The following is a 21,276-nucleotide window of genomic DNA, read 5'->3' as shown; positions in this document are numbered from 1 at the left end:
TTCCGAAAAGGTCCACGAAACACGGAAATTGACGACGGCAAAGGCCGGGCCGGCCACAGTAGATTTGCGCGCCCGTCTAGCATTCGCGGTATGTCCCGACTCCGCCCGGTCCTCGCGTTGTCCGCCGTTCTGTTCGCGCTCGTCGCGTGCACCCCTGACAAGGCTGCGAGCAGCGAGAACCTGCCGCCGGGCGACACGTTGGTGAAAGACTCGGCCGCCGCCATGCGCGAGATCAAGACCACGCAGTTCCTGATCGGGGCCGACGGTGAGATCGCCGGGCTCAGCCTGCGCCGGGCCGAGGGCACGCTGACCAAGGAAGGCAGCGCGAAGGGCACCGCGCAGGTCGAGCAGTCCGGCACGCCCGTCGAGCTCGAGTTCGTGATCGTCGGCGACAAGATCCACCTGAAGGGACCGACCGGCGGCTACCAGACGCTGCCGCTCACGCTGGCCTCCTCGGTCTACGACCCGTCGGCCATCCTCGACCCCGACCGCGGCATCGCCAAGGTGCTCGGATCGGCGACCGGCGCCACCACCGAGGCGTCGGAGCCGGTCGACGGCAAGGACGCTTGGCGGGTCGCGGCCACCACGACCGGCGCCGATCTGGCCGGGCTGATCCCCGGCATGACCAACAGCATCCCGGCCAAGCTGTGGATCGCCGACGCCGACAAGCGTCTGCTCAAGGCGACCTTCACCCTGTCCGGGGGCACCGTCACGGTCACGTTCAAGGAGTTCGACGCCCCGGTAACGATCAGTGCGCCGTAACCTGGCGATCAGTGTCGGGGGCGCCACCGTCCTGCTCGCCGCCCTCGACGCGTACGTCGTGGTCACGGTTCTGACCGACATTCTCGGCGACCTGCACATCGCGCTCAACCACCTCGAGCGTGCCACGCCGATCGTGACCGGCTTCCTGCTCGGGTACGTGGCCGGCATGCCGCTGCTCGGTTCACTCTCCGACCGGCTCGGCCGCCGTGCCGTCATCGTCGCCTGCCTGGCCGGCTTCGCCGCGGGCTCGGCGATCACCGCGGCCTCCGGCGAGTCGATCCAGTGGCTGGTGGCCGGCCGCGTGCTGCAGGGACTGGCCGGCGGCGCGCTGCTCCCGGTGACCATGGCTCTGGCCGGCGACCTGTGGACGGAACACCACCGCCGCGCGGTGGCCCTGGGCACGGTCGGCGCCGCGCAAGAACTCGGCAGCGTCCTCGGCCCGCTCTACGGCGGCGCGACCGCCGCCCTGATCGGCTGGCGCGGCATCTTCTGGATCAACATCCCGCTGGCCGCGCTGGCCGCCGTCGCCGTTCTGTTCGCGCTTCCCCGCGACACCACCCCCCGGCCACACCGCCGCCCGGTCGACGTCCTCGGCGGCATCCTGCTCGCCGCGGGCCTGGCCCTGCTCGTCGTCGGCCTCTACAACCCGGAACCCGACCGCGCGGTGCTGCCGTCGTGGGGCCTGCCCACCCTGGGCGCGGCGGTGGTCGTACTCGTGCTTTTCGCCCTGTGGGAAAGGCGAGCCCGCACCAAGCTGTTCGACCCGACCGGCGTACACCTGACGCCTTTTCTCGCCGCGCTCGGCGCGAGTTTCTGCACCGGCGCCGCCCTGATGGTGACGCTGGTCGACGTCCAGCTGGTCGCGCAGACCCTGCTGGGCAGGGACGCGTTCGGCGGCACACTGCTGCTGACCCGCTTCCTGATCGCCCTGCCGATCGGCGCCGTTCTCGGCGGCCTGATACTCACCCGCCTGGGCGAGCGGCTGGTCACCCTGATCGGCCTTCTCACGGCCGCTTGCGGGTACGCGCTGATCGCCTACTGGCCGGCCGACGTCCTCGCCGCCCGCCACGCGGGAATCCTCCCTCGCCTGGACACCGACCTGGCCATTGCCGGCCTCGGCCTGGGCCTGGTCATCGCGCCGCTCTCCGCCGCCGTGCTTCGCGTGACACCCCCCGACCGCCACGGCATCGCCTCCGCCGCAGCGGTCGTCGCCCGGATGGTCGGCATGCTGCTCGGCGTGGCCGCCCTCACCGCGTGGGGCCTGCACCGCTTCCAGGAACTGACCGCGAACCTCGACACCCCGTTGCCGTTCGGCGTCGAACCAGCCGAGTACCAAGCCCGGCTCGCCGCCTACGAGGTCGCGCTCAAGGGTGCTCTGCAAACCGAATACCGCGAGATCTTCCTGATCACGGCGGCCCTCTGCACGCTCGGCGCGCTGCTGGGCCTGCTGCTGGCCGGCAAGCCCCGGTCCGTCAGCGCCGACAAGCCCGAGCCGATCAGCGCCGGCAAGCCCCAGCCCGCCGGCGCCGGCAAGCCCCAGCCAGTCAGCGCCGACAAGCCCAAGCCGGTCAACGGGCAATAGGGACGCCCTCCATCCTCTACCGTGTCCCCGTGCCTTCGCCGAATCGCCGACACCCGACCGTTCCGCTCGTAGCCGTGGTGGCAGCGGTTCTTCTCGCCGGTTGCGACAATTCCGGAGCCACGGCGGCCGCACCGCCCTCCTCCCCCGCATCCGTCGCGCCCTCGGCCACGGAACTGCCACCCGCGGACGCGGTGAAGGCCGCCCTGCGCCGCCTCACCACCACGACGTACAGCTACACCGTGAACGGCGACTACTCGGACGGCCAGAAGTACCACGACAAGTAGTTACCGCCGCGCCGGGCTCAGCCCCGGAACGAGTCGTGGTAGCCGGTGAACCCGTCGCGCTGCCGGTCCGTCTCGGGTGAGCCTTCCGGGTACACGTTGTCGAACATGGTGACCGGCTGCGGGTCGGACAGGCTCATGACGCGCTCGCGCAGGTCGAGGGCGATCTTGCCGGCGTCGGCGTCGACCTGGGCGAAGAAGTCGTCGTCAGCCAGCTGCTGCTTGACCAGGAACGCCCTCACCCGGCTGATCGGGTCCTTGGCCTTCCACGCTTCGACCTCGCCCACCGTCCGGTAACGGCTGGGGTCGTCGGAGGTGCTGTGCCCGCCCATCCGGTACGTGTAGGCCTCGACCAGCGTCGGCCCCCGGCCCTGCCGCGCGTCGTCCAGGGCCGCCCGGGTCACCGCATAGCTGGCCAGGACGTCGTTGCCGTCGACCCGTACGCCCGGGAAGCCGAAACCGTCGGCCCGCCGGTGGATCGGGTTGCGGGTCTGCCGCTCGAGCGGCTGGGAGATCGCCCACTGGTTGTTCTGGCAGAAGAAGACGACGGGCGCGGCGAACACCGACGACCAGACAAACGCCTCGTTGACCTCGCCCTGGCTGGTCGCGCCGTCGCCGAAGTAGGCGATCACCGCCTCACCGTCCGGGCCGCCGGCCTTGCCGTCCAGCCGGACACCCATCGCATAGCCGGTGGCGTGCAGGGTCTGCGCGCCGATCACGAGCGTGTAGTTGTTGAACCGGTGCTCGGCGACCTCCCAGCCGCCCTGATCGATGCCCCGGAACAGGCTGAACGGCATGATCGGGTCGAGCCCACGGGCATAGAGCACGCCGTGCTCGCGATAACTGGGGAACGCCATGTCCTGCGGCCGCAGCGCCCGGCCGGAGCCGACCTGCGCCGCCTCCTGACCCAGCAGGCTCACCCACAGGCCCAGCTCGCCCTGCCGCTGCAGCGCGACGCCCTCGGCGTCGAGCCGGCGCACCGTCACCAGGTCGCGGTAGAGATCACGATACTCATCGTCGGTGAACCCGACCGAGTACGTGACGCCCTGCTCGGTGGTGACGCTGCCGGCGTGTTCGCCGTCAGGGGTGAGCAGCTGTACATAGCCACCAGCCGGGGCATCGCCCATGATTGCGGACTCCTGTCATGCGTCGTCGCCGACCACAGTTCACCAGGGAGGATCCTCCGCGGAAGAGGCCAACACAGGTGATCATGCTCTCATCGCCAGGAACGCTGCCGGGTGCCGCCCGGCCAGGCCGATCATGGGATTGCCACTGTCGGATCGCGCTGAGCGCTCCGGTCCCGCCGCAGGAACCGCTGGACACGGCGGCCCACAATGGACGAGTGGTCCCTCTCGCGGAGACCGGTCATGTCTTCGTCAGCTACTCCCGGCGGCAGTTCCACGCTGCGCGGCAACTCACCGCCGCCCTGCACGGGCACGGCATCGATGCCTGGTTCGACGTGCAACGGCTGGTGCCCGGCACGGACTAGGGCGCCACCCTGCTGGCGGCGGCGCTGACCGGCGGACCCGCTCTGCCGGCGCCCCGGCGGAGGGTCACGGCGTGGCCGGCAAGCGTCCTTCTGGTCGCCGCCGCCCTGTGCCTGACCGCACTGGCCGTGGCCGGCCTGTTCGCGGCCGTTGCGGTCGACCTGGACGATCCGGTTCCCGAGCGGCACCGCCCGGCCGCGGCGGTCATGGGGGCCGCCTGCCTGATCTATGCGGGCTGGCTGGTGCAGCCGTTGCGCGCCTTCTGCCGCGGCCGGGCCCGGATGAAGCAACGCCGACCCCGGCGGTGCCACGCGCGGCCGATGCCTTCGAGGCGCCGCGCCCCGCGAAGATCCTCCTCGAGTGCCTGGTCGCGGCGGCTGCCGTGTTCGCCCTGTCGGCGGCTTTCACGGCGGGCACCGCGCCGTCCAGCGAATACCGGGTGCGCTCGCAGGAACCTCAAATGATTCCCAATCCGGGGCCGCGGATCACCCCGATTCGTCGCGCCGACCCCGCCGTACCAGTCGGCGCAACCCCGCGTGATCAAGAATCCGGACTACCCGGAGCTACCGGGCAGCGCCGATTTCCTGCTGCGTCTCCGCGCCGGAATTGCTGCCGCGCTGGCCGTCATCGCCCTCACCCTCGCGTACGGCCTCGGCCGGCGGGCCGTGCGCCGCGAAGTGCTGGAAACCGGCATGCTGGCCTTGTTCCTCATCACGGCGGTGTGGGCGCTGATCGGTTTCGTGGAGCTGACCCCGCTGCGAATGGTCTATTACACGGTCATCTGGGTCGCGGCAGCGATCGGGCTGATGCGCCACTCCGGCACCATCCTCGCCTGGCTGCCCGGCGACGAGCGACGTCCGCGGCGGCACCTGGCCGCGGCGCCGGCCGGGCTGCTGCGGCCGACGCTGCCGCTCGCTCTCTTCCTGCTGGGCATCTGGTACAGCGGCGGGATCATCCTGTGAGCGGCCCGGGCACTGTCCCGACACTGCTGCGATCCTGCGGGCCGGGCCGCCGGTCCGGACCGGCGGCCACGGCTGCGACCGTCAGCGGCTGATGCCGACCTGCTCCAAAGCGCGGCGCATCGGCTCCCAGCCGCGGGAGCGGCTCTGGCCCCGGTTGCGGGCCTTGACCATCTGATCCCAGAACCCCGCCTGGAGCAGGCTCTGCGGCGACACGGCCGCGGACCGCTCCAGGATGGCCTCGGGCACCTTCTGCGGGTCCTCCACGAGGTACTCGGCCATGATCTCGTCGTACTTGTCCTTGAGCACGGTGTTGCCCGGGTCCGCGCCGAAGACCAGCAACTGGCCGGTGGGCTCCGTGTCCACCAGGACGGTCACCAGGTCGGGCCGGTACCGCGCGAGCACCTCGATGATCTTGTAGACGTCGCCGGTCCAGGCGTCGGTGTGCCGGTCACGCGCGGCCTCGTCCACACTGCGCGGCAGCATGTCGTCCAGGACGATCACGCTGGACCAGTCCGAGTGCTTCTCCACGTTGATGAAGTCGCGGAACGCGTACTCGAAGAGGTGCATGCCGTCGATGAACGACAGGTCGAGCGTGGTCCCCCGCCAGTAACCGGTGAGGGAGCGGCCCCGGCGCATGTTGCGCAACGGGTGGCGCCCGCTCTTGAGGTGCCCCAGGGGATTCTTGCGGGCGAAGAAGGCGTCACTGGTGGCCTTCACCAGGTGGACGTCGCACTTCAGCTCCGTGACGACCTTGAAGGCGGGGTCGATCGCGATGCTGGGCACCCGGGACAGGCTCAGGCTGCGGCCGTCGTTGACGCCGATTTCCAAGTAGTTGCGGTTGGCGCTGACCTTGTGCAGTTCCCGCAGGAACTCGTGCCGTTTCAACTGGACTCCTTGTATGAGTAGTCAGCCCTTGCGGAGCTCGGCGTAAAAGCTTTGGCAGTCTTCCCACTTCGGCAGCAGACCGGCGGCCTCGGCCTCGGCCAGGCTGGGCGCGATCGCGTCCTTGCCCGACAGCACCGGCTCCAGGCCGTCCGGCCACGGGATCGCGAGCTCCGGGTCCAGGGGGTTGATCCCGTGCTCACGGTCCGGCGCGTACCCCTCCGAACAGAGGTAGACGACCGTGGCGTCGTCGGTGAGGGCCATGAAACCGTGGCCCAGACCCTCCGCCAGATACACCGAGTGGTGGTTGGTGTCGTCCAGGCGGACGATCTCCCACTTCTTGTACGTCGGGGAACCGACCCGGATGTCGACGATCACGTCGAGCACCGCGCCCCGCACACACTTGACGTATTTCGCCTGGCCGGGGGGCACGTCGGCGTAGTGCAGGCCGCGCACCGTGCCCCGGCGGGATACCGAGCAGTTGGCCTGGGCCAGGTCGAACCGGTGGCCCAGCGACTCGCTGAACGCCGGCGCCTTGAACCACTCGTGGAAGCTGCCGCGCTCGTCGCCGAACACCTTCGGTTCGAACACCCACGCGCCTTCGATGTCGAGTTCCCGCATCCCGATCTCTTCCCTCTCCCCTACGCCCCGAGGGCTTTCTTGATCTTTCGCAGAGCCCGGCGTACGAAGGGCCGCTTGCGCGGTGGCGGCTTGGCGGCCACCTGGCGGGCGATCTCCTCGGCGGACTGGACCGAGATCGCACCCCGGCCGTCGACCACCAGCCCCAGTCGCAGGGCGGTGGGCCTCTGCCCCAGGACGACCGCGACCTTGTACCGGCCGGCGGCGAGCGTCTGCCCGCCGAACGTCGACTCCAGGACCGAGCCGCCCTCGGCGGGGCTGATCTCGGCGCCGAAGTCGTGCACGGCGCCCGTCGCGGCGTCGGTCAACCGCACCGAGCTACCCGCGGACTCCCCGGCGGAGTAGACCGGAAGCGAGAGGCGCAGACGGCCCGGCTCGACCGTCGCATCGGCTGTCCGCACCACCGACAGGTCGTACTTGAGGCGGCTCGTGGCCCCGTTCACGTCGATCGACAGATTCTGGTGGGGGTCCGTCCAGTAGGGAAGAACGGTCACCCCGCCGACGATGCCGAGCCGGCGGCCGCTGTCGGCGGCGGGCTCGCGGACGGATCCGAGCCGGGTCTCCTTGGCCCAGCCGCTGAGGCTGTACCGGACGTAGGCGTCCCAGATCCCGGAGCCGACCGGGCCCCCACCGGCCGCCGTACGCGGATCAACGGTGGCGGTGGCGTCGATCCGCAGCCGGACCTCGGCGTCATCCGCGGCCGGCACACGGACGCGCTCGAACTCCACCGGTTGGAAGAACTCGGCGGCCGTCGAGCGCTCACGGATGACGAGGTCGACCTTCGACTTCTCGGACTGGGCGGAGATGCCGGCCTCGAGCAGCGCGAGCGCCTGCCGGCTGCTCTGCGGAATCGGCAGCGCGAGCGCGACGTCGGAACCGGCCCGGACGAACGTCAGGCGCTCGCCCCCGGCGGCGTACTCGACGGTGAAGGCGACCCGCAGAGCGCCGTCCCGCCAGGCCAAGGTCTGCAGCTCGGCGATCGGCTTGACCGTGGCTTCCCACTCGGCCAGCGTCTCGACGTCCTCGAGCCGGTCCGCGACCAGCAGTCCGGCCACGACCTGCTGGATCGGTGACAGGCCGGCCGCCACGCCGGGGCCGAAGCGGTCGACGGCGACCGAGCGCATTTCGCGGAACATCTCGCGCCGGTATTCCGGATCCATGTTGAGCAGCCGCTGAGCGCGCAGGCGCTCCACGATCTCGTTGCGCAGCCAGCGGCGGAACAGGCCGTCCTGCAGCGGGCCGGGCTCGGTGTACTGATCGACGATGTCGAGGGCCTCGCGCAGGTTGCCGAAGTACCCGACCGGGTCGATGGGCCGGAAGCCCGCGTTCGAGGCGTCGTCGCGCTTGACGTGGTAGTAGCACACGTAGTCGCTCAGGACCGACACGTTCTCGGCGCGCAGGTAGGCCTCCGTGACGAAGACGTGGTCCTCCAGCCGGCGACGGCCCTCGCGGAAGCGCAGGCCTGTCTTGGCCAGGAACTCGCGCCGCAGCATCTTGTGCGGGGTGAGGCTGTCGATGAGCGGCGCGTTCTGCACGCCGGCCCGGGGGCGGTTCTTGCGGAAGAGGTCCCGCGGCACCGGCCGGCCCTTGCCCGCCATCTTGCCGACGACCACATCGGCGCCGTTGGCGACGCCGTAGTCGTACATCCGCTCGAGCGCCTCGGCGCCGAGGTAGTCGTCGTTGTCGACGAACATGATGTAGTCGCCCTGGGCGGCGTCGATCCCGACGTTGCGCGGCTTGCCGGACCACCCGGACGGTTCCTGGTGGATCACGTGGACGTTCGGCTGCTCCAGCGCGAGCTGGTCGAGCCGGGCCGGGGTCTCGTCGGTCGATCCGTCGTCGACGAACCAGACCTCGTACTCGTCCTTGGGCAGGCTCTGGGAGACCAGCGACTGAATGCAGTCCTCGATGTACGGGCCGGGGTTGTAGACCGGTACGACCACGCTGACCTTCAGCGGCATCTTGGGAGCCCCGTTCAACGAGCGTGAGAGGTGGCGAGCAGGTGCGGAACGGCCTCGGCCAGGGCGTCGCCCCAGGGGCGGATCGGCTCGAGGCCGGCTGCCGCCCAGCGATCGTGGCCGAGCACGCTGTATGCCGGGCGGGGCGCCGGCCGGCGGAAGGCCTCGCTGGTGGTGGGACGCACCCGGCCCGGATCCGCGCCGATCAGCCGGAAGATCTGCTGGGTGAGCCCGAACCAGGTGACCTCGCCCGAGCTCGCCCCGTGGTAGACCCCGGCCGGCGCGGAGCCGGCGAGAGCCGCCGTTCCCAGCCGGAACAGCTGGTCGGCCAGGTCGACCGTCCAGGTGGGCTGGCCACGCTGGTCATCCACGACGTCGACGGTGTCCCGCGATGCCTCGAGCTTGAGCATGGTGGCGACGAAATTGCCGCCGCCGGCGCCGTACAGCCACGCGGTGCGCACGACGTAGCCGGATTCCGGAAGCACTTCGAGCACGGCTTGCTCGCCGGCCAGCTTGGTCCGTCCGTACGCGCTGCTCGGTGCGGTCGGCGCGTCCTCCGCGTACGGCGAGGTCGCGTCGCCGGCGAAGACGTAGTCGGTCGAGAGGTGCAGCAGCACCGCTCCGGTCTCGCGGCAGGCCACCGCGAGGTTCCGGGGGCCGGCGCCGTTCACGGCAAGAGCGGCGGTCTCCTGCTCCTCGGCGTCGTCGACGGCCGTCCACGCGGCGCAGTTGACCACGACCGAGGGGTGGTGCCGCTCGAGGGCGACCGTGACCGCGACCGGGTCGGTGACGTCGAGCTCGCCGCGGGTCAGCGCCACCGCGTCGAGGCCGGTGGCGTGCAGGCGGGACAGCAGGTCCTGCGCGAGCATCCCGGAGCCACCGGTGATCAACCAGGAGGTCACAGCGCGGCCCGGCCCTTCAGCGGTTCCCACCAGGCACGGTTCTCGCGGTACCACTCGACGGTCTCGGCCAGGCCGGTCGGGAAGTCCTTGCGGGGACGGTAGCCCAGCTCTTCACTGATCTTGGTGCAGTCGACCGAGTAGCGACGGTCGTGGCCCTTGCGGTCGGTCACGTACTCGACGCTGTCCCAGCCGGCGCCGCAGGCGTCGAGCAGCTGCTGGGTGAGCTCCTTGTTCGACAGCTCGGTGCCGCCGCCGATGTTGTAGATCTCGCCGGGGCGGCCCTTGGTGCGGACCAGCTCGATGCCCCGGACGTGGTCGTCGACGTGCAGCCAGTCGCGCACGTTGCCGCCGTCGCCGTACAGCGGCACCTTGTGCCCGTCGAGCAGGTTGGTGATGAACAGCGGGATGACCTTCTCCGGGAAGTGGTGATGCCCGTAGTTGTTGGAGCAGCGGGTCACCCGTACGTCGAGGCCGTGGGTGCGGTGATAGGACAGCGCGACGAGGTCGCTGGACGCCTTGGCCGCCGAGTACGGCGAGTTGGGCGCCAGCGGATGGCTCTCGGGCCAGGATCCCTCGTCGATCGAGCCGTACACCTCGTCGGTCGAGATGTGGACGAAGGTGGTGATCCCCGCCCGGTACGCGGCATCGATCAGCGTGTGCGTGCCGACCACGTTGGTCCGGATGAACTCGGCGCCGCCGTCGATCGACCGGTCGACGTGCGACTCGGCCGCGAAGTGCACGACCTGGTCGTGCTCGGCCATCAGCCGGGCGACCAGGACGGGGTCGCAGATGTCGCCCCGCACGAACCGGAAGCCCGGGTGGTCGCGCACGTCGTCGAGGTTGGCGGGGTTACCGGCGTACGTGAGGAGGTCGAGGACCGTTATCTCCACATCGCCGGGCCCGTCCGCTCCCAGCACGGTGCGGACGTAGTGCGAGCCGATGAAACCGGCCCCGCCGGTCACAAGAATCCGGGTCGTCATGAGGAGATCTGCACCTTGCTGTAGTCGCCGACAACGAGCCGGTGGGCGTCGGGCACCCGGGGAGCGGGCGTGACTTCGACGTTGCGGCCGATCAGGGACGCCTCGATCCGGCGCACCCCGCTGATCAAGGAGTCGCTGAGCACGATCGAGTATTCGACCTCGCTGTCCTCGATCCGGCAATTATCCGAGATCGACGTGAACGGACCGACGTACGAATCGCTGATGATACTGCCGGAGCCGATGATTGCGGGACCGACGATCCGGCTGCCCGACACCTTGGCGCCGGGGTCGATCCGGACGCGTCCGATGATCTCGCTCGCGCCGTCGACATCTCCGTCAATGGCACGGTCGAGCGTTTCCAGAACGGTCCGATTGACCTCGAGCATGTCGGTGACGTTTCCGGTGTCTTTCCAATAACCGTGAATCAGGGTGGACCGCACGTCCAGGCCCGAGTCGATGAGCCACTGGATCGCGTGCGTGATCTCCAGCTCGCCGCGGCGGGAGGGCTCGATCGAACGGACGGCCTCGTGCACGGAGGCCCGGAAAAGATAGACACCGACCAGGGCCAGGTCGCTCTTCGGGTAGGCCGGCTTCTCCTCCAGCCCGATCACCTGGCCGGCGGCGTCGAGCTCGGCCACGCCGAAGGACGTCGGGTCGGCGACCCGGGTCAGCAGGATCTGAGCGTCCGCCGCCTCGTGGTGGAACCGTTCCACGAGGTCGCGGATGCCACCGACGATGAAGTTGTCGCCCAGGTACATGACGAAGTCGTCGTCGCCGAGGAATTCGCGGGCGATGAGAACGGCGTGCGCCAGGCCGAGCGGTGCGCTCTGCGGGATGTAGGTGACGTCGAGCCCGAAGGCGGACCCGTCGCCGACCGCCTGCCGGATCTCGTCGGCCGTGTCACCGACGATGATCCCGACGTCGGTGATTCCCGCCTCGGCGATCGCCTCCAGGCCATAGAACAACACCGGTTTGTTCGCGACCGGAACGAGCTGCTTGGCCGATGTGTAGGTGATCGGCCGCAGCCGGGTCCCAGCCCCGCCGGAGAGCACTAGCGCCTTCATGCGCGACACCTTAACGGATGGGGCGGAAAACGTTGCCAGCAAATGTTTGCGGGTTTACCCGGGTCGACCAGGGTGCCCATTTCGGCCGGTTCGGACCGGTCGAAGATCCCCTAAGAAGGACAATTCGCCGCATCGGGCCGCGTCAACGCCTGCCACGCCTCTGTTAACGCCCGGAGTCTTCGCAATGACGTGTCCGTTATGGCGGAGCATGGCGCAGATGCATGTCGGGTGTCCTCCAGCCGAACGCACGTTGTGTCTGCGGTTGCCCTGCTGTTAACGTCGCCCGGCATTCATCCGAATCATGGTCAACCCGGGCTGGTTCATCGGGGCGTCCATCACAGGAGATCCGGTGGTAGTGACAGTCACGTCAAGTGTCATGCCGACAGTCGCCGTCGTGCTCGCGGGCGGCGTCGGGGAGCGGCTCGGCCTCAAGATGCCCAAGCAGCTCGTGAAGATCGCCGGCAAGACGGTGGTGGAACACACCCTGGCCGCCTTCGAGAAATCACCCGTCATCGACAAAGTGCTGGTCCTGATGGCCCCGGGTTACCTCGACGAGGTCGAGGCGATCGTCGCGCGGGCCGGCTTCACCAAGGTCAGCGGTGTGATCGCCGGCGGGCGGACCCGCAGCGACACCACCCGGAAGGCCATCGAGGCCATGGGCGGCATCGAGTGCAAGATGATCATTCATGACGCCGTACGGCCCCTGGTGTCGCAGCGCATCATCGCCGACAGCGTGCGCGCTCTCGACCGGTTCGAGGCCATCGACGTGGCGATCCCGTCGGCGGACACGATCATCTCGGTGGACGACGTCGACGGCGAGGAGGTCATCTCCGACATCCCCGACCGGTCCCGGCTGCGCCGCGGTCAGACCCCCCAGGGCTTCCGGATGTCGACCCTGCGCAGGGCGTACGACCTGGCCGCCGCTGACCCCGACTTCACCGCCACCGACGACTGCGGCGTGGTCCGGCGTTACCTGCCGGACGTGCCGATCCACGTGGTCCCGGGCGACGAGAACAACCTGAAGATCACGCACCCGATCGACATCCACCTCGCCGACAAGCTCTTCCAGCTCAACTCCAACCCGATGCCGGCCGAGATCTCCGGCGCGGAGCGGGCCGAGCTGCTCACCGGCAAGACGATGGTCGTGTTCGGCGGCAGCTACGGCATCGGGAAGGCCACCGGTGACCTCGCGGCCGCCCACGGCGCTACCGTGCTGTCGTTCAGCCGCTCGACCACCGGCACCCACGTCGAGAACGCGGGGGACGTGGCCGAGGCGCTGAAGCAGGCCAACGCGGAGACCGGCCGGATCGACTACGTGGTCAACACGGCCGGCGTGCTCCGCATCGGCAAGCTGGCCGACACCGACGACGCGGTGATCGAGGAAGCCCTGCGGGTCAACTACCTCGGCCCGGTCCACATCGCCCGGGCGTCCGCGCCGTACCTGGCCGAGACGCGGGGCGGCCTGCTGCTCTACACCTCGAGCTCGTACACGAGGGGCCGGGCCGGCTACAGCCTCTACTCGTCGACCAAGGCCGCCACCGTCAACCTGGTCCAGGCCCTGGCCGACGAGTGGTCGGACGTCGGCGTCCGGGTCAACTGCATCAATCCGGAACGCACCGGCACTCCGATGCGACGGCAGGCCTTCGGCGACGAACCGGCCGCCTCCATGCTCACCGCCGACGAGGTGGCGAGCACCTCCGTGGACGTGCTGATCTCCAGCATGACCGGCCACATCATCGACGTACGGCGTGCCGCCCCGGCGGCCGTGACGACCACCAAGTGAGAGGGCCGCTGTGAACGTCGCGGCGAAATTGGACATCAGCCGACCGGACACGCTGGTCCGGTACGTCCTGTTCGGCATCTCGTACCCCGTGCTCTACGTGGGCGCCTTCGTACCGTGGCCGATCGTGTTCGCGGCCGGCCTCGTGGCCGTCCTCGTCGCCGAGCTGTGGGGCATCCAACAGACGCCACTCACCATCGCGCTGCGGCGCGTCCACCTCGGCACGGTGCCGCGCTCGATCATCCGCGACGCGGCAGTCCTGGTGCTGATCGCCCGCTCGGGCGAATACGATGTCGCCCGGCTGGGCCTTCTGACCATGGCGATACCGTCCCTGTACCTGCTGCGGGGCATCTTCACCGCGCTGCTGCGCCTGCTGAACCAACGGCGCCAGCTGCCGCATTCGACCCGCAACCTGGATCTCTCCCGGCTGCGGATCCCGGACGCGCCCCCGGCCTGGCTGCGGGTCGGGGCGCCGACCCAGCTGACGCAGGTGGTCGTCCCGCTGGCGGTGGGCGTGGTGATCGACGCAGCGGCCGGCACGAACTACTTCGCCGTGCTCGGCCTCGCCGTCTCGGCCCTCTACACGCTGGGGATGCTGGCCGTCGTCGCGGTCCACTACCGCCGCAACCGGGTCCTCGGCGACCGGGACGAGGTGCGTGCGGAGGTGTTGCGGCAGGTGCGGGCCTACCAGCCCGAGGTGATGCTCTACTTCAGCCTCGGCGAGGCCAGCGGCACCAGCTACCAGGTCGACTCCTGGCTGACCACGCTGGCCGAGCTGCGGCACAAGGCGATGATCCTGGTCCGCGAGCACAAACACGTTCCCCGGATCGGTCCGACGGACCTGCCGATCATCAGCATGCCGCGCGGGCCCGAAGTGATGGACCTCGACCTGCCGGATCTCAAGGTCGTCATGTACGTGGGCAACGTCGGCAACAACCTCCACATGCTCCGCCACAACGGCATCCGGCACATCTTCGTCGGGCACGGCGACAGCGACAAGGTCGCCAGCACGAACCCGGCCAGCCGGGTCTACGACGAGGTGTGGGTCGCGGGCCGGGCCGGTCGCGACCGGTACCGCCGGGCGGGCGGGGCCGTCTCGGACGCCTCGATCGTCGAGGTCGGCCGCCCCCAGCTCGCGGCCCTGGAACCGCCGCGCCAGGACCGGCGGATCTTCACGGTGCTGTACGCCCCGACCTGGGAGGGCTGGAGCAACGACCTGGCGCTCAGCTCCGTACCGGTGATGGGCGTCAAGATCGTCAAGACGCTGCTGGCGCTGTCGCCGAACGTGCGGATCATCTACAAGCCCCACCCGCTGACCGGCTACCAGGACAAGACCACCCGCCGGATCAACCAGCAGATCATCGACATGCTGGAGACGGCGAACAAACTCCGGGCCGCCGACCCCGCCTGGACCAAGATCGTCGCTGCCAACGCCGCCGAGCGCACCGCCAGTAAGGGCCGGCTGACCGAGCTGCAGCGCCTGATCGACCAGCTGTCCGGCTCCCAGGGCCCGGACTCGGCCCAGACGGCACGCGACAACGGCATCCCCGACCCGGAACGGCACGCGAAACTGCTGAAGGCCGAACAGGACTGGCAGCGGGCGCACTGGGACGCAGCCGGCTGGTGGGCCCACCGCACGGTGACCGGTCCCCGCCCCGACCTGTACTCGTGCTTCAACGAGGCCGACATGATGATCGCCGACATCTCGGCCGTGGTCTCCGACTTCGTGGGCAGCGGCAAACCGTACGTCGTCACCAACATCTACAACCAGGACGAGTCCGCGTTCCGCACCGCCCAGACGGTGGCCGGCGGCGCTTACCTGCTCGGCTCCAAGGCCGAAGGCCTGTCCGACCTGGTCCAGAAGTTGCAGCGGCCGGAGCCGGTCGACCCGATGGCCGAACGCCGCGAGGCCCTGCGCCACTACCTGCTGGGCCCCGACGAGCCGGACCCGCTGACCCGCTTCAACGACGCCCTCGACAACCTCATCGCCAAGCCCTATCCCGTGGCGGCCCCGATGGAGCCCCTGGAAGCAGTGGCGAAGGTGGCCGCCGCCCAGTCGGGCGACGGCGAGCCGGTGTCCGTCACTTCCTGACAGCCGGACGCCAAGGGGCCCCGCCGCAGCACGCGGCGGGGCCCCTTGGCTTGGTGCGTACGGGCAGGGTCGACTCAGGGGCCTGCTCACGGAGGGCACCATTGATACGCTGCGCAGACTCGAGGGGCGTGCCAGGAGGCCGGTTTGCGCGACGACGGCGAGGGGGAGCTTGTCGGGCGTGACCAGGAGCAGAGCATGCTGCTGGAGGTGCTGGACGGCTGCCTGAGGTCGAGTGGCTCCACCCTGGTGCTGCGCGGTGTCGCCGGCATCGGCAAGTCCGCGCTCCTGCGTCTGGCTGAGGCGAAGGCCCGGCAGCGGGGCATGTCTGTGCTCGCCGTGACGACGGTGCCGACCGAGACGCAACTGCCCTACGCCGGCATCGACCAGCTTCTGGGCACACTGCTGGCGAACCAACCGGCCGAGTCGCGCCGCCTGTGGGAGGCGGCTCTCGGGCGTGCAGGCGAGCCCGGCAGTCCCGCCGAGCGGTACCAGTTGGCCCGCGCGGCCCTCAACGGCGTCACCACGGCCGCCGGCCGGGGGCGGGTGCTGATCGTCGACGACGCGCAATGGCTCGACCAGGAAAGCTGGGACATTCTCTCCTTCATCGGGCGCCGCGTGGCCGATGACAAGGTCTGCCTGCTGGTGGGCATGCGTGACGGCGAGGAGTCCGTATCGCTACTGGCCGGGGCCGGCCTGCCGGAGCACCGGCTCGAGCCCTTGTCGGCGGAAGCGGCTCTCGCGCTCCTTCGGTCGGCCGCGCCCGACCTGACTCCCGCGTTGACGCAATTCGTGCTGCGCGAAGCGGCGGGTAATCCGCTGGGCTTGTTCGAACTGGCCGTCGCCGCGAGCAAGCTGGGTGACAGTGACCTGTTGTCGTCGGACCTTCCCCTCACCGAGCGCCTGGAGCGCACCTACGCTCTGACGATCTCGCGCCTGCCGATACTGACCCGCTCCCTGGTTCTGATCGCGGCCCTCGACGACACAGCGGACCTGGGCGAGGTGCTCGCCGTCGCGCGCGCCCTGCACGGGCCGAACGTGACCCTGGACGATTTCGAGCCGGCCATCGCCGCCCAACTGCTCGTCGCCGACAAGGAGATGATGCGGTTCCGGCACCCGCTGATCCGGTGGACCGTCACCCGGTCGGCCTCCGCGCCGGTCCGGCTGGCCACGCATGCCGCCATCGCCGGCGTTCTGGACGGTCAGGAGGCACGACAGGTCTGGCATCTGGCCGCGGCGGCCGTCGACACCGATGCCGGGGTGGCCGATCGCCTGGCCCGTTTGGCTGAGCGGGCGGAGACGGCGGGTTCGCTGGGCGCCGCCCTGCGGGCCTGGGAGCGGTCGGCGCAGTTGTCACCGGAGGAGCCGTTGCGCGCGCGGCGATTCATGCGGGCCGCGCGCGCCGGCATGGAGTTCAGTCAGGTCGCCAAGGTAAGGAGCCTGCTCCAGAACATCAACGAGGATCAGCTCGGCCGGCCCGACCGTACCGAACTGGAATGGCTGCGGCAGATCTCGAACGGCTTCCAGTGGCCCTATGACCAGACGTTCGCTCTCCTGGCCGGCATCGCGGCCCGGATGCGGGCCGAGGGCCGCGTCGAGCTCGCGCTCCGGGGTCTGGCCGCGATGAGCGCCCTCTGCTGGTGGGTCGACCTCGCCCGGCCCACGCGCGAGCGCGTCGTGCGGGTGCTCGAGGAGATGCACCTGCCTGAATTGGACCCCCGCTACGTCAGCGTGATCGCTCTGGTCTCCCCCATCGAGCAGGGACGGGTGTCGGTCGATCGCATGCGACGCATCCTTCTCGCCCCCGATCTGGATGTCGTCGCGGCGCACCGCCTCGGCATAGCGGCGAGCGGAGTCGGTGACCTGCGCTCGTCCCTCGCCTTCCTGAGGACAGCGCTGGCCTCGATCCGGCGGCTCGGCCTGCTGACCCTCCTGCCGCAGGTGCTGGGCTCGCAGGCAACCGTCGCAGCCTTGCTGGGCGACGTCCGGCTCGCCCTGACCTCGGCCGAAGAGCTGCAGGGGACGGCATCGGAGACCAACCAGACGACGTGGCAGTTTCAGGGCCGGCTGTGGGCGGCCTTCGCTCGGGCGCTCGGCGGTGACACCGACGGCACGACCGCGACGATGGACGAGATCGAGCGACAGCTGCTGGCTGGAGGCTCCCGCTTCATGCTGTGTCAGGTCGCTCTGGTCCGCGGGGTGGCCCACCTCGCCGGTGGGCGTCCCTCGGCTGCCCTCGACGAGCTCAGCACCATGTTCGATCCGGCCGACCTGCACTTCCACGAGTTCGCACGCCTTTGGGCGCTGCCGCATCTCGCCGAGGCGGCCGCCCTGTGCGGGCGCTACGACCGGCTCCGTGAAGTCGCCGCGATCTGTGAGCCGGTCGCGGCGGAGGGAGGCTGGCCTCTGTTGCAGGCGAGCACCGCCTACGCGTCGGCGTTGCTGGCCCCGGACGACGAAGCAGACTCGGCGTTTCTCGCCGCGCTGCCCCGGATCTCCGCGGATTTCCCGTTCGAACGAGCCCGGCTGCAGCTGGCCTACGGCGCTTGGCTGCGGCGCCACCATCGAGTGGCCGACTCCCGGGGTCAGCTGCGCGCGGCACAGCAGGTCTTCCAGGCACTCGGCGCTGAGCCGTGGGCCGAACGCGCCCGCAAGGAGCTTCGAGCCTCCGGCGAACGCTCACGCCGGGCACCGTCCGCGACCACGGCCCTGACGCCGCAGGAGCTGCAGATCGCCCACCTGGCCGCCTCCGGACTGACCAACCCGGAGATCGCCGAGCAGCTGTTCCTGGCCACGAGCACGGTGAGCACCCACCTGCACCGGGTCTACGCCAAGCTCGCGGTCACCGGGCGCAAACAGCTCGGCCCGGCGCTGTCCAGCGGCTGAGCGCCCGAACATACACCACCTGATGTACGCGACACCCCGGTCCGGATCACCACCATGAGGGATACGTTCCCCGTCCTGACCGGGAGAGGTTCATGACCAGCGTCCCGTCCGCGAGCACCTCCCCGACCGTCGTTCTCGTCCACGGCGCCTTCACCGACACCGGCAGTTGGGCGCCGGTCATCCGGCGGCTCGTCGCGGCCGGCGTCCCGGTGCGGGCCCTCGCCGATCCCCTGCGCGGCATCGCCGCCGATGCGGCCTACCTCGCCGGCGCCCTCGGTCAGATCCCCGGCCCGGTGCTCGCCGTCGGCCACGGCTACGGCGGCGCGATCATCACCAATGCCGTCCCGCGGACCACGAACGTCCTCGGACTGGTCTACGTGGCCGCCTTCGCCCCGGACGAGGGTGAGGTGCTGGCCGAGATCGTGGCGAAGTCGAGGGACAGCGTCCTGACCACCGCGGTGCAGCCCAGCCGGTATCCGGTGGGCCGGGACGCCACGGCGACCGAACTGATCATCGACCCGGCGCGGTTCGGTGCGGTGTTCGCCGCCGACCTGCCTCCCGAGGAGGCGGGCGTGTACGCGCTGTCCCAGCGACCCATAGCCGCAGCCGCGTTCGAGGAGAACAATGGTCCTGCCGCCTGGAAGAGGCTGCCTGTCTGGGCCGCGGTCGGCACCGCTGACCACGTCGTCGGCGGCGACGTCGTGCGGCAGATGGCGCAGCGCGCCGGCGCCGCGATCACCGAGATCGACGGTTCGCACGCGATCATGATTTCCCAGCCGGACGCGGTCACGGCGGTCGTCCTCGGAGCTCTCGAGAGCGTCAGCCGGCCACGAGGAGCGCAGCCATGAGAGATGATCCCGAGGACCTCCGACGATCGGCCGCCGAATACGCGGCCTTGCGGCGGGTAGCGACGCTGGTGGCTCGCGGGGCCGCTCGTGCGGAGATCTTCGAGGCGCTGGTGACCGAGGTCGGCCGGTTGATTCCGGGGTCCGACGCGGTTCTGGTGCGACTGCACAGCGACGAGACCGCCACGTTCGTCGGCCGTTGGAACGCATCCGCCGGATACCGAAGCATCCACATCCGCCACCCGCTCGGGTCCGGCACTCTCGCCCGGTCCATCCGGGACTCCGGACGTCCGAGCCGGATCACGACCTACGCGAACGCTTCGGGCCCGTTGGCCGACATGGTCCGCGGTTGGGGCTGGACGTCGTCGGTCGGCGCCCCGGTGCTGGTCGACGCGCAGCTGTGGGGGCTGACCGCCGTCGGTTCGACGAATGGCGAGCCGATTCCTACCGGTACCGAGGAACAGCTGGCCGCGTTCACCGACCTGCTGGCCGGTGCGATCGCCAACGCCCGCAGCCGCGAGGAGATCGAACGGCTGGCTGCCGGGCTCGTCGCCGAGCAGGCCGCGCTGCGGCGGGTGGCCGAGCTCGTGGCGCACGACGCCCCACCCGGCGAGGTGCTCGAGGCCGTCGTCACCGAGGCGGCCAGTCTGGTCGGCGTCGCGTTCACGACGCTGTTGCGCTTCGAGTCCGACGGGGCGACGGAGGTTGTCGCGGTCCACGATCCGCCGGACGGCGTCGCGGTGGGCATGCGCGCTCCGGCCAAGGGCGACGGCGCAACGCAGCGCGTCTGGCGAACCGGGCGGCCGGCCCGCGCTGATCGGCTCCCCGACATGTCGGGGGCGTGGGCCAGGGTGGCCTCCGGCCAGGGATTCCTGTCCAGCGCCGCCGCGCCGATCATGGCCGAGGACCGGCTGTGGGGCACTCTGGTCGCGGCCGGACGTGGTGCTCTGCCGGCCCATATCGAGGAGAAGCTCGCGCGCTTCGCGGAGCTGGCCGGCACCGCGATCGCCAGCTCTCAGGCGCGCGCCGAGGTCCAGGCGCTCGCCGACGAACAGGCGGCATTGCTGCGCGTCGCGGAGCAGGTGGCCCGCGGTGAGCCGTCCGACGCGGTGTTCGCCGCCGTCGCCGCCGAGGCGCAGCAGCTTCTGGACGGTCAGCCGGTGACACTCGTCCGCTACGAGGAGGACGAGTCGCTGGTCGTCATCAGCCGAAGCGGCGGCCCCGCCCCACCCGGAACACGCATCGCCTACGAGCCCGGGTCGCTGCCGGACCGCGTCCGGCGATCGGCGGACCTCGTGCGCGTGGACGACTACAGCACGGAACCCAACGCCGCCCGCGCCGTTCAGTACGGTCTGGTCGCCGCTGTGGCGGCGCCCATCGCGGTGGAGAGCCGCATCTGGGGATCGCTCACCGCCACCTCGGCCGACGGACCGGTGGCCCGCGGCACCGAACAGCGCCTCCAGCGGTTCGCCAACCTCGTCGCTACCGCGGTGAGCAACGCGACGAGCCGCGCACAGCTCATCGCCTCACGCGCACGCGTGCTGTCCACAGCCGACGAGACCCGCCGCCGGCTGCAGCGCGATGTCCATGACGGCGCCCAGCAACGGCTCGTCCACACCGTCATCACCCTCAAACTCGCGCGGTATTCCCTCGAGCAAGGGGACATGCCGACCGCGATCGATCACGTCGAGGAGGCCCTCAAGCACGCTCACCGGGCCACCGACGAACTACGGGAGATCGTCAGCGGCATTCTTCCGGCAGCGTTGACGCGCCGCGGCTTACGCGGCGGCGTGGAGTCGCTCCTGGCGGACCAGCCGCTGCCGGTCGAGGTCGCCGTCGAAGTGCCCCGAATGGCCGTGGAGGTGGAGACCACCGCGTATTTCATCATCGCCGAGGCGCTCACCAACGTCGTCAAGCATGCCCGGGCCGGTCGTGCCTGGGTTCGCGCCGACCTGCGCGGCGGCGCGTTGAGCATCGAGGTGGGCGACGACGGCGCCGGCGGCGCCCGCCCCGGCGACGGCTCCGGCCTGACCGGCTTGTTCGACCGGGCTGAGGCGTGCGGTGGTCAGCTTCGGCTCAGCAGCCCACCCGGGCGGGGTACGACGATCAAGGCGACGCTGCCGGTCGGCGAACCGCTCGGGCCCGCACACGATCTGCCGGCGCAGCTGAGCGGGTGA

17 protein-coding genes are annotated in these 21,276 nt (G+C 70.2%); 10 read left to right on the top strand and 7 right to left on the bottom strand.

The window, feature by feature from the left end:
• Positions 1-90 precede the first annotated feature (90 nt).
• From KXC43_RS33990 to KXC43_RS33980, 3 genes are read left to right on the top strand one after another with little or no spacing between them, the layout of a single operon-like run.
• Positions 91-762 (top strand): LppX_LprAFG lipoprotein, encoded by a 672-nt coding sequence (locus KXC43_RS33990; RefSeq protein ID WP_221380306.1) that lies wholly within the window; start codon positions 91-93, stop codon positions 760-762.
• Positions 752-2,344 carry an MFS transporter gene (locus KXC43_RS33985; RefSeq protein WP_221380305.1) on the top strand — a complete coding sequence of 531 codons (1,593 nt, stop codon included), beginning with the start codon at positions 752-754 and terminating at the stop codon, positions 2,342-2,344. Before KXC43_RS33990 ends, KXC43_RS33985 begins: the two co-directional genes overlap by 11 nt.
• A gap of 29 nt (positions 2,345-2,373) precedes the next feature.
• Complete coding sequence (locus KXC43_RS33980) at positions 2,374-2,628, top strand: hypothetical protein (protein WP_221380304.1); 255 nt, start codon at positions 2,374-2,376, stop codon at positions 2,626-2,628.
• A gap of 17 nt (positions 2,629-2,645) precedes the next feature.
• Here KXC43_RS33980 and KXC43_RS33975 read toward each other — a convergent pair whose 3' ends face one another.
• Positions 2,646-3,752, bottom strand: a complete 1,107-nt coding sequence (locus tag KXC43_RS33975; RefSeq protein WP_221380303.1) for a thiamine pyrophosphate-dependent dehydrogenase E1 component subunit alpha — start codon at positions 3,750-3,752, stop codon at positions 2,646-2,648.
• 215 nt (positions 3,753-3,967) lie between these two features.
• Between KXC43_RS33975 and KXC43_RS33970 the strand changes: the two genes are divergently transcribed.
• Positions 3,968-4,114, top strand: a complete 147-nt coding sequence (locus KXC43_RS33970) for a TIR domain-containing protein (RefSeq protein WP_221380302.1) — start codon at positions 3,968-3,970, stop codon at positions 4,112-4,114.
• Positions 4,115-4,648: 534 nt separating this feature from the next.
• Positions 4,649-5,074: a hypothetical protein gene (locus KXC43_RS33965; RefSeq protein WP_221380301.1), complete on the top strand. Its 426-nt coding sequence runs from the start codon at positions 4,649-4,651 to the stop codon at positions 5,072-5,074.
• Between the two features lie 81 nt (positions 5,075-5,155).
• Here KXC43_RS33965 and KXC43_RS33960 read toward each other — a convergent pair whose 3' ends face one another.
• From KXC43_RS33960 to KXC43_RS33935, 6 genes are read right to left on the bottom strand one after another with little or no spacing between them, the layout of a single operon-like run.
• Positions 5,156-5,959, bottom strand: coding sequence for a class I SAM-dependent methyltransferase (locus KXC43_RS33960; protein WP_221380300.1), 804 nt, complete (start codon positions 5,957-5,959; stop codon positions 5,156-5,158).
• A gap of 21 nt (positions 5,960-5,980) precedes the next feature.
• A complete protein-coding gene (rfbC, locus tag KXC43_RS33955; protein ID WP_221380403.1) occupies positions 5,981-6,583 on the bottom strand; it encodes a dTDP-4-dehydrorhamnose 3,5-epimerase in 603 nt (200 codons plus the stop codon).
• 14 nt (positions 6,584-6,597) lie between these two features.
• Entirely contained in the window at positions 6,598-8,556 is a 1,959-nt protein-coding gene (locus KXC43_RS33950; protein WP_221380299.1) for a glycosyltransferase family 2 protein, read from the bottom strand.
• 14 nt (positions 8,557-8,570) lie between these two features.
• The gene (rfbD, locus tag KXC43_RS33945; protein ID WP_221380298.1) at positions 8,571-9,455 is read right to left on the bottom strand and encodes a dTDP-4-dehydrorhamnose reductase; all 885 of its coding nucleotides are present in this window, start codon (positions 9,453-9,455) and stop codon (positions 8,571-8,573) included.
• Positions 9,452-10,435 (bottom strand): dTDP-glucose 4,6-dehydratase, encoded by a 984-nt coding sequence (rfbB, locus tag KXC43_RS33940; RefSeq protein WP_221380297.1) that lies wholly within the window; start codon positions 10,433-10,435, stop codon positions 9,452-9,454. The genes rfbD and rfbB overlap by 4 nt, the downstream gene beginning before the upstream one ends.
• Positions 10,432-11,499, bottom strand: a complete 1,068-nt coding sequence (locus KXC43_RS33935; protein WP_221380296.1) for a glucose-1-phosphate thymidylyltransferase — start codon at positions 11,497-11,499, stop codon at positions 10,432-10,434. The genes rfbB and KXC43_RS33935 overlap by 4 nt, the downstream gene beginning before the upstream one ends.
• A gap of 376 nt (positions 11,500-11,875) precedes the next feature.
• On the opposite strand from KXC43_RS33935, the gene KXC43_RS33930 reads away from it, so the two are divergent.
• The 5 genes from KXC43_RS33930 (at position 11,876) to KXC43_RS33910 (ending at position 21,276) form a co-directional block, all read left to right on the top strand.
• Positions 11,876-13,282: a bifunctional cytidylyltransferase/SDR family oxidoreductase gene (locus KXC43_RS33930; protein WP_221380295.1), complete on the top strand. Its 1,407-nt coding sequence runs from the start codon at positions 11,876-11,878 to the stop codon at positions 13,280-13,282.
• A 10-nt stretch (positions 13,283-13,292) separates the two neighbouring features.
• On the top strand, positions 13,293-15,371 hold the full coding sequence (locus KXC43_RS33925) for a CDP-glycerol glycerophosphotransferase family protein (RefSeq protein WP_221380294.1): 2,079 nt from the start codon (positions 13,293-13,295) through the stop codon (positions 15,369-15,371).
• Between the two features lie 144 nt (positions 15,372-15,515).
• Positions 15,516-18,254, top strand: a complete 2,739-nt coding sequence (locus tag KXC43_RS33920; RefSeq protein WP_221380293.1) for an AAA family ATPase — start codon at positions 15,516-15,518, stop codon at positions 18,252-18,254.
• 92 nt (positions 18,255-18,346) lie between these two features.
• Complete coding sequence (locus KXC43_RS33915; protein WP_221380292.1) at positions 18,347-19,102, top strand: alpha/beta fold hydrolase; 756 nt, start codon at positions 18,347-18,349, stop codon at positions 19,100-19,102.
• A complete protein-coding gene (locus KXC43_RS33910) occupies positions 19,099-21,276 on the top strand; it encodes a sensor histidine kinase (RefSeq protein WP_221380291.1) in 2,178 nt (725 codons plus the stop codon). Before KXC43_RS33915 ends, KXC43_RS33910 begins: the two co-directional genes overlap by 4 nt.

The sequence above is a fragment of the Paractinoplanes polyasparticus genome (assembly GCF_019710575.1).
Lineage (GTDB): Bacteria > Actinomycetota > Actinomycetes > Mycobacteriales > Micromonosporaceae > Actinoplanes > Actinoplanes polyasparticus.
Note: the sequence above shows the minus strand (reverse complement) of the source record. Positions and strands in the feature narration are given on the sequence as shown.

What these genes read in the sequence shown, in the direction of transcription:
- KXC43_RS33990 (WP_221380306.1), top strand. Translation starts at nt 91, where the DNA reads ATGTCCCGACTCCGCCCGGTCCTCGCGTTGTCCGCCGTTCTGTTCGCG.
- KXC43_RS33975 (WP_221380303.1), bottom strand. Translation starts at nt 3,752, where the DNA reads ATGGGCGATGCCCCGGCTGGTGGCTATGTACAGCTGCTCACCCCTGAC.
- KXC43_RS33950 (WP_221380299.1), bottom strand. Translation starts at nt 8,556, where the DNA reads ATGCCGCTGAAGGTCAGCGTGGTCGTACCGGTCTACAACCCCGGCCCG.
- rfbB (WP_221380297.1), bottom strand. Translation starts at nt 10,435, where the DNA reads ATGACGACCCGGATTCTTGTGACCGGCGGGGCCGGTTTCATCGGCTCG.
- KXC43_RS33935 (WP_221380296.1), bottom strand. Translation starts at nt 11,499, where the DNA reads ATGAAGGCGCTAGTGCTCTCCGGCGGGGCTGGGACCCGGCTGCGGCCG.
- KXC43_RS33930 (WP_221380295.1), top strand. Translation starts at nt 11,876, where the DNA reads ATGCCGACAGTCGCCGTCGTGCTCGCGGGCGGCGTCGGGGAGCGGCTC.
- KXC43_RS33915 (WP_221380292.1), top strand. Translation starts at nt 18,347, where the DNA reads ATGACCAGCGTCCCGTCCGCGAGCACCTCCCCGACCGTCGTTCTCGTC.
- KXC43_RS33910 (WP_221380291.1), top strand. Translation starts at nt 19,099, where the DNA reads ATGAGAGATGATCCCGAGGACCTCCGACGATCGGCCGCCGAATACGCG.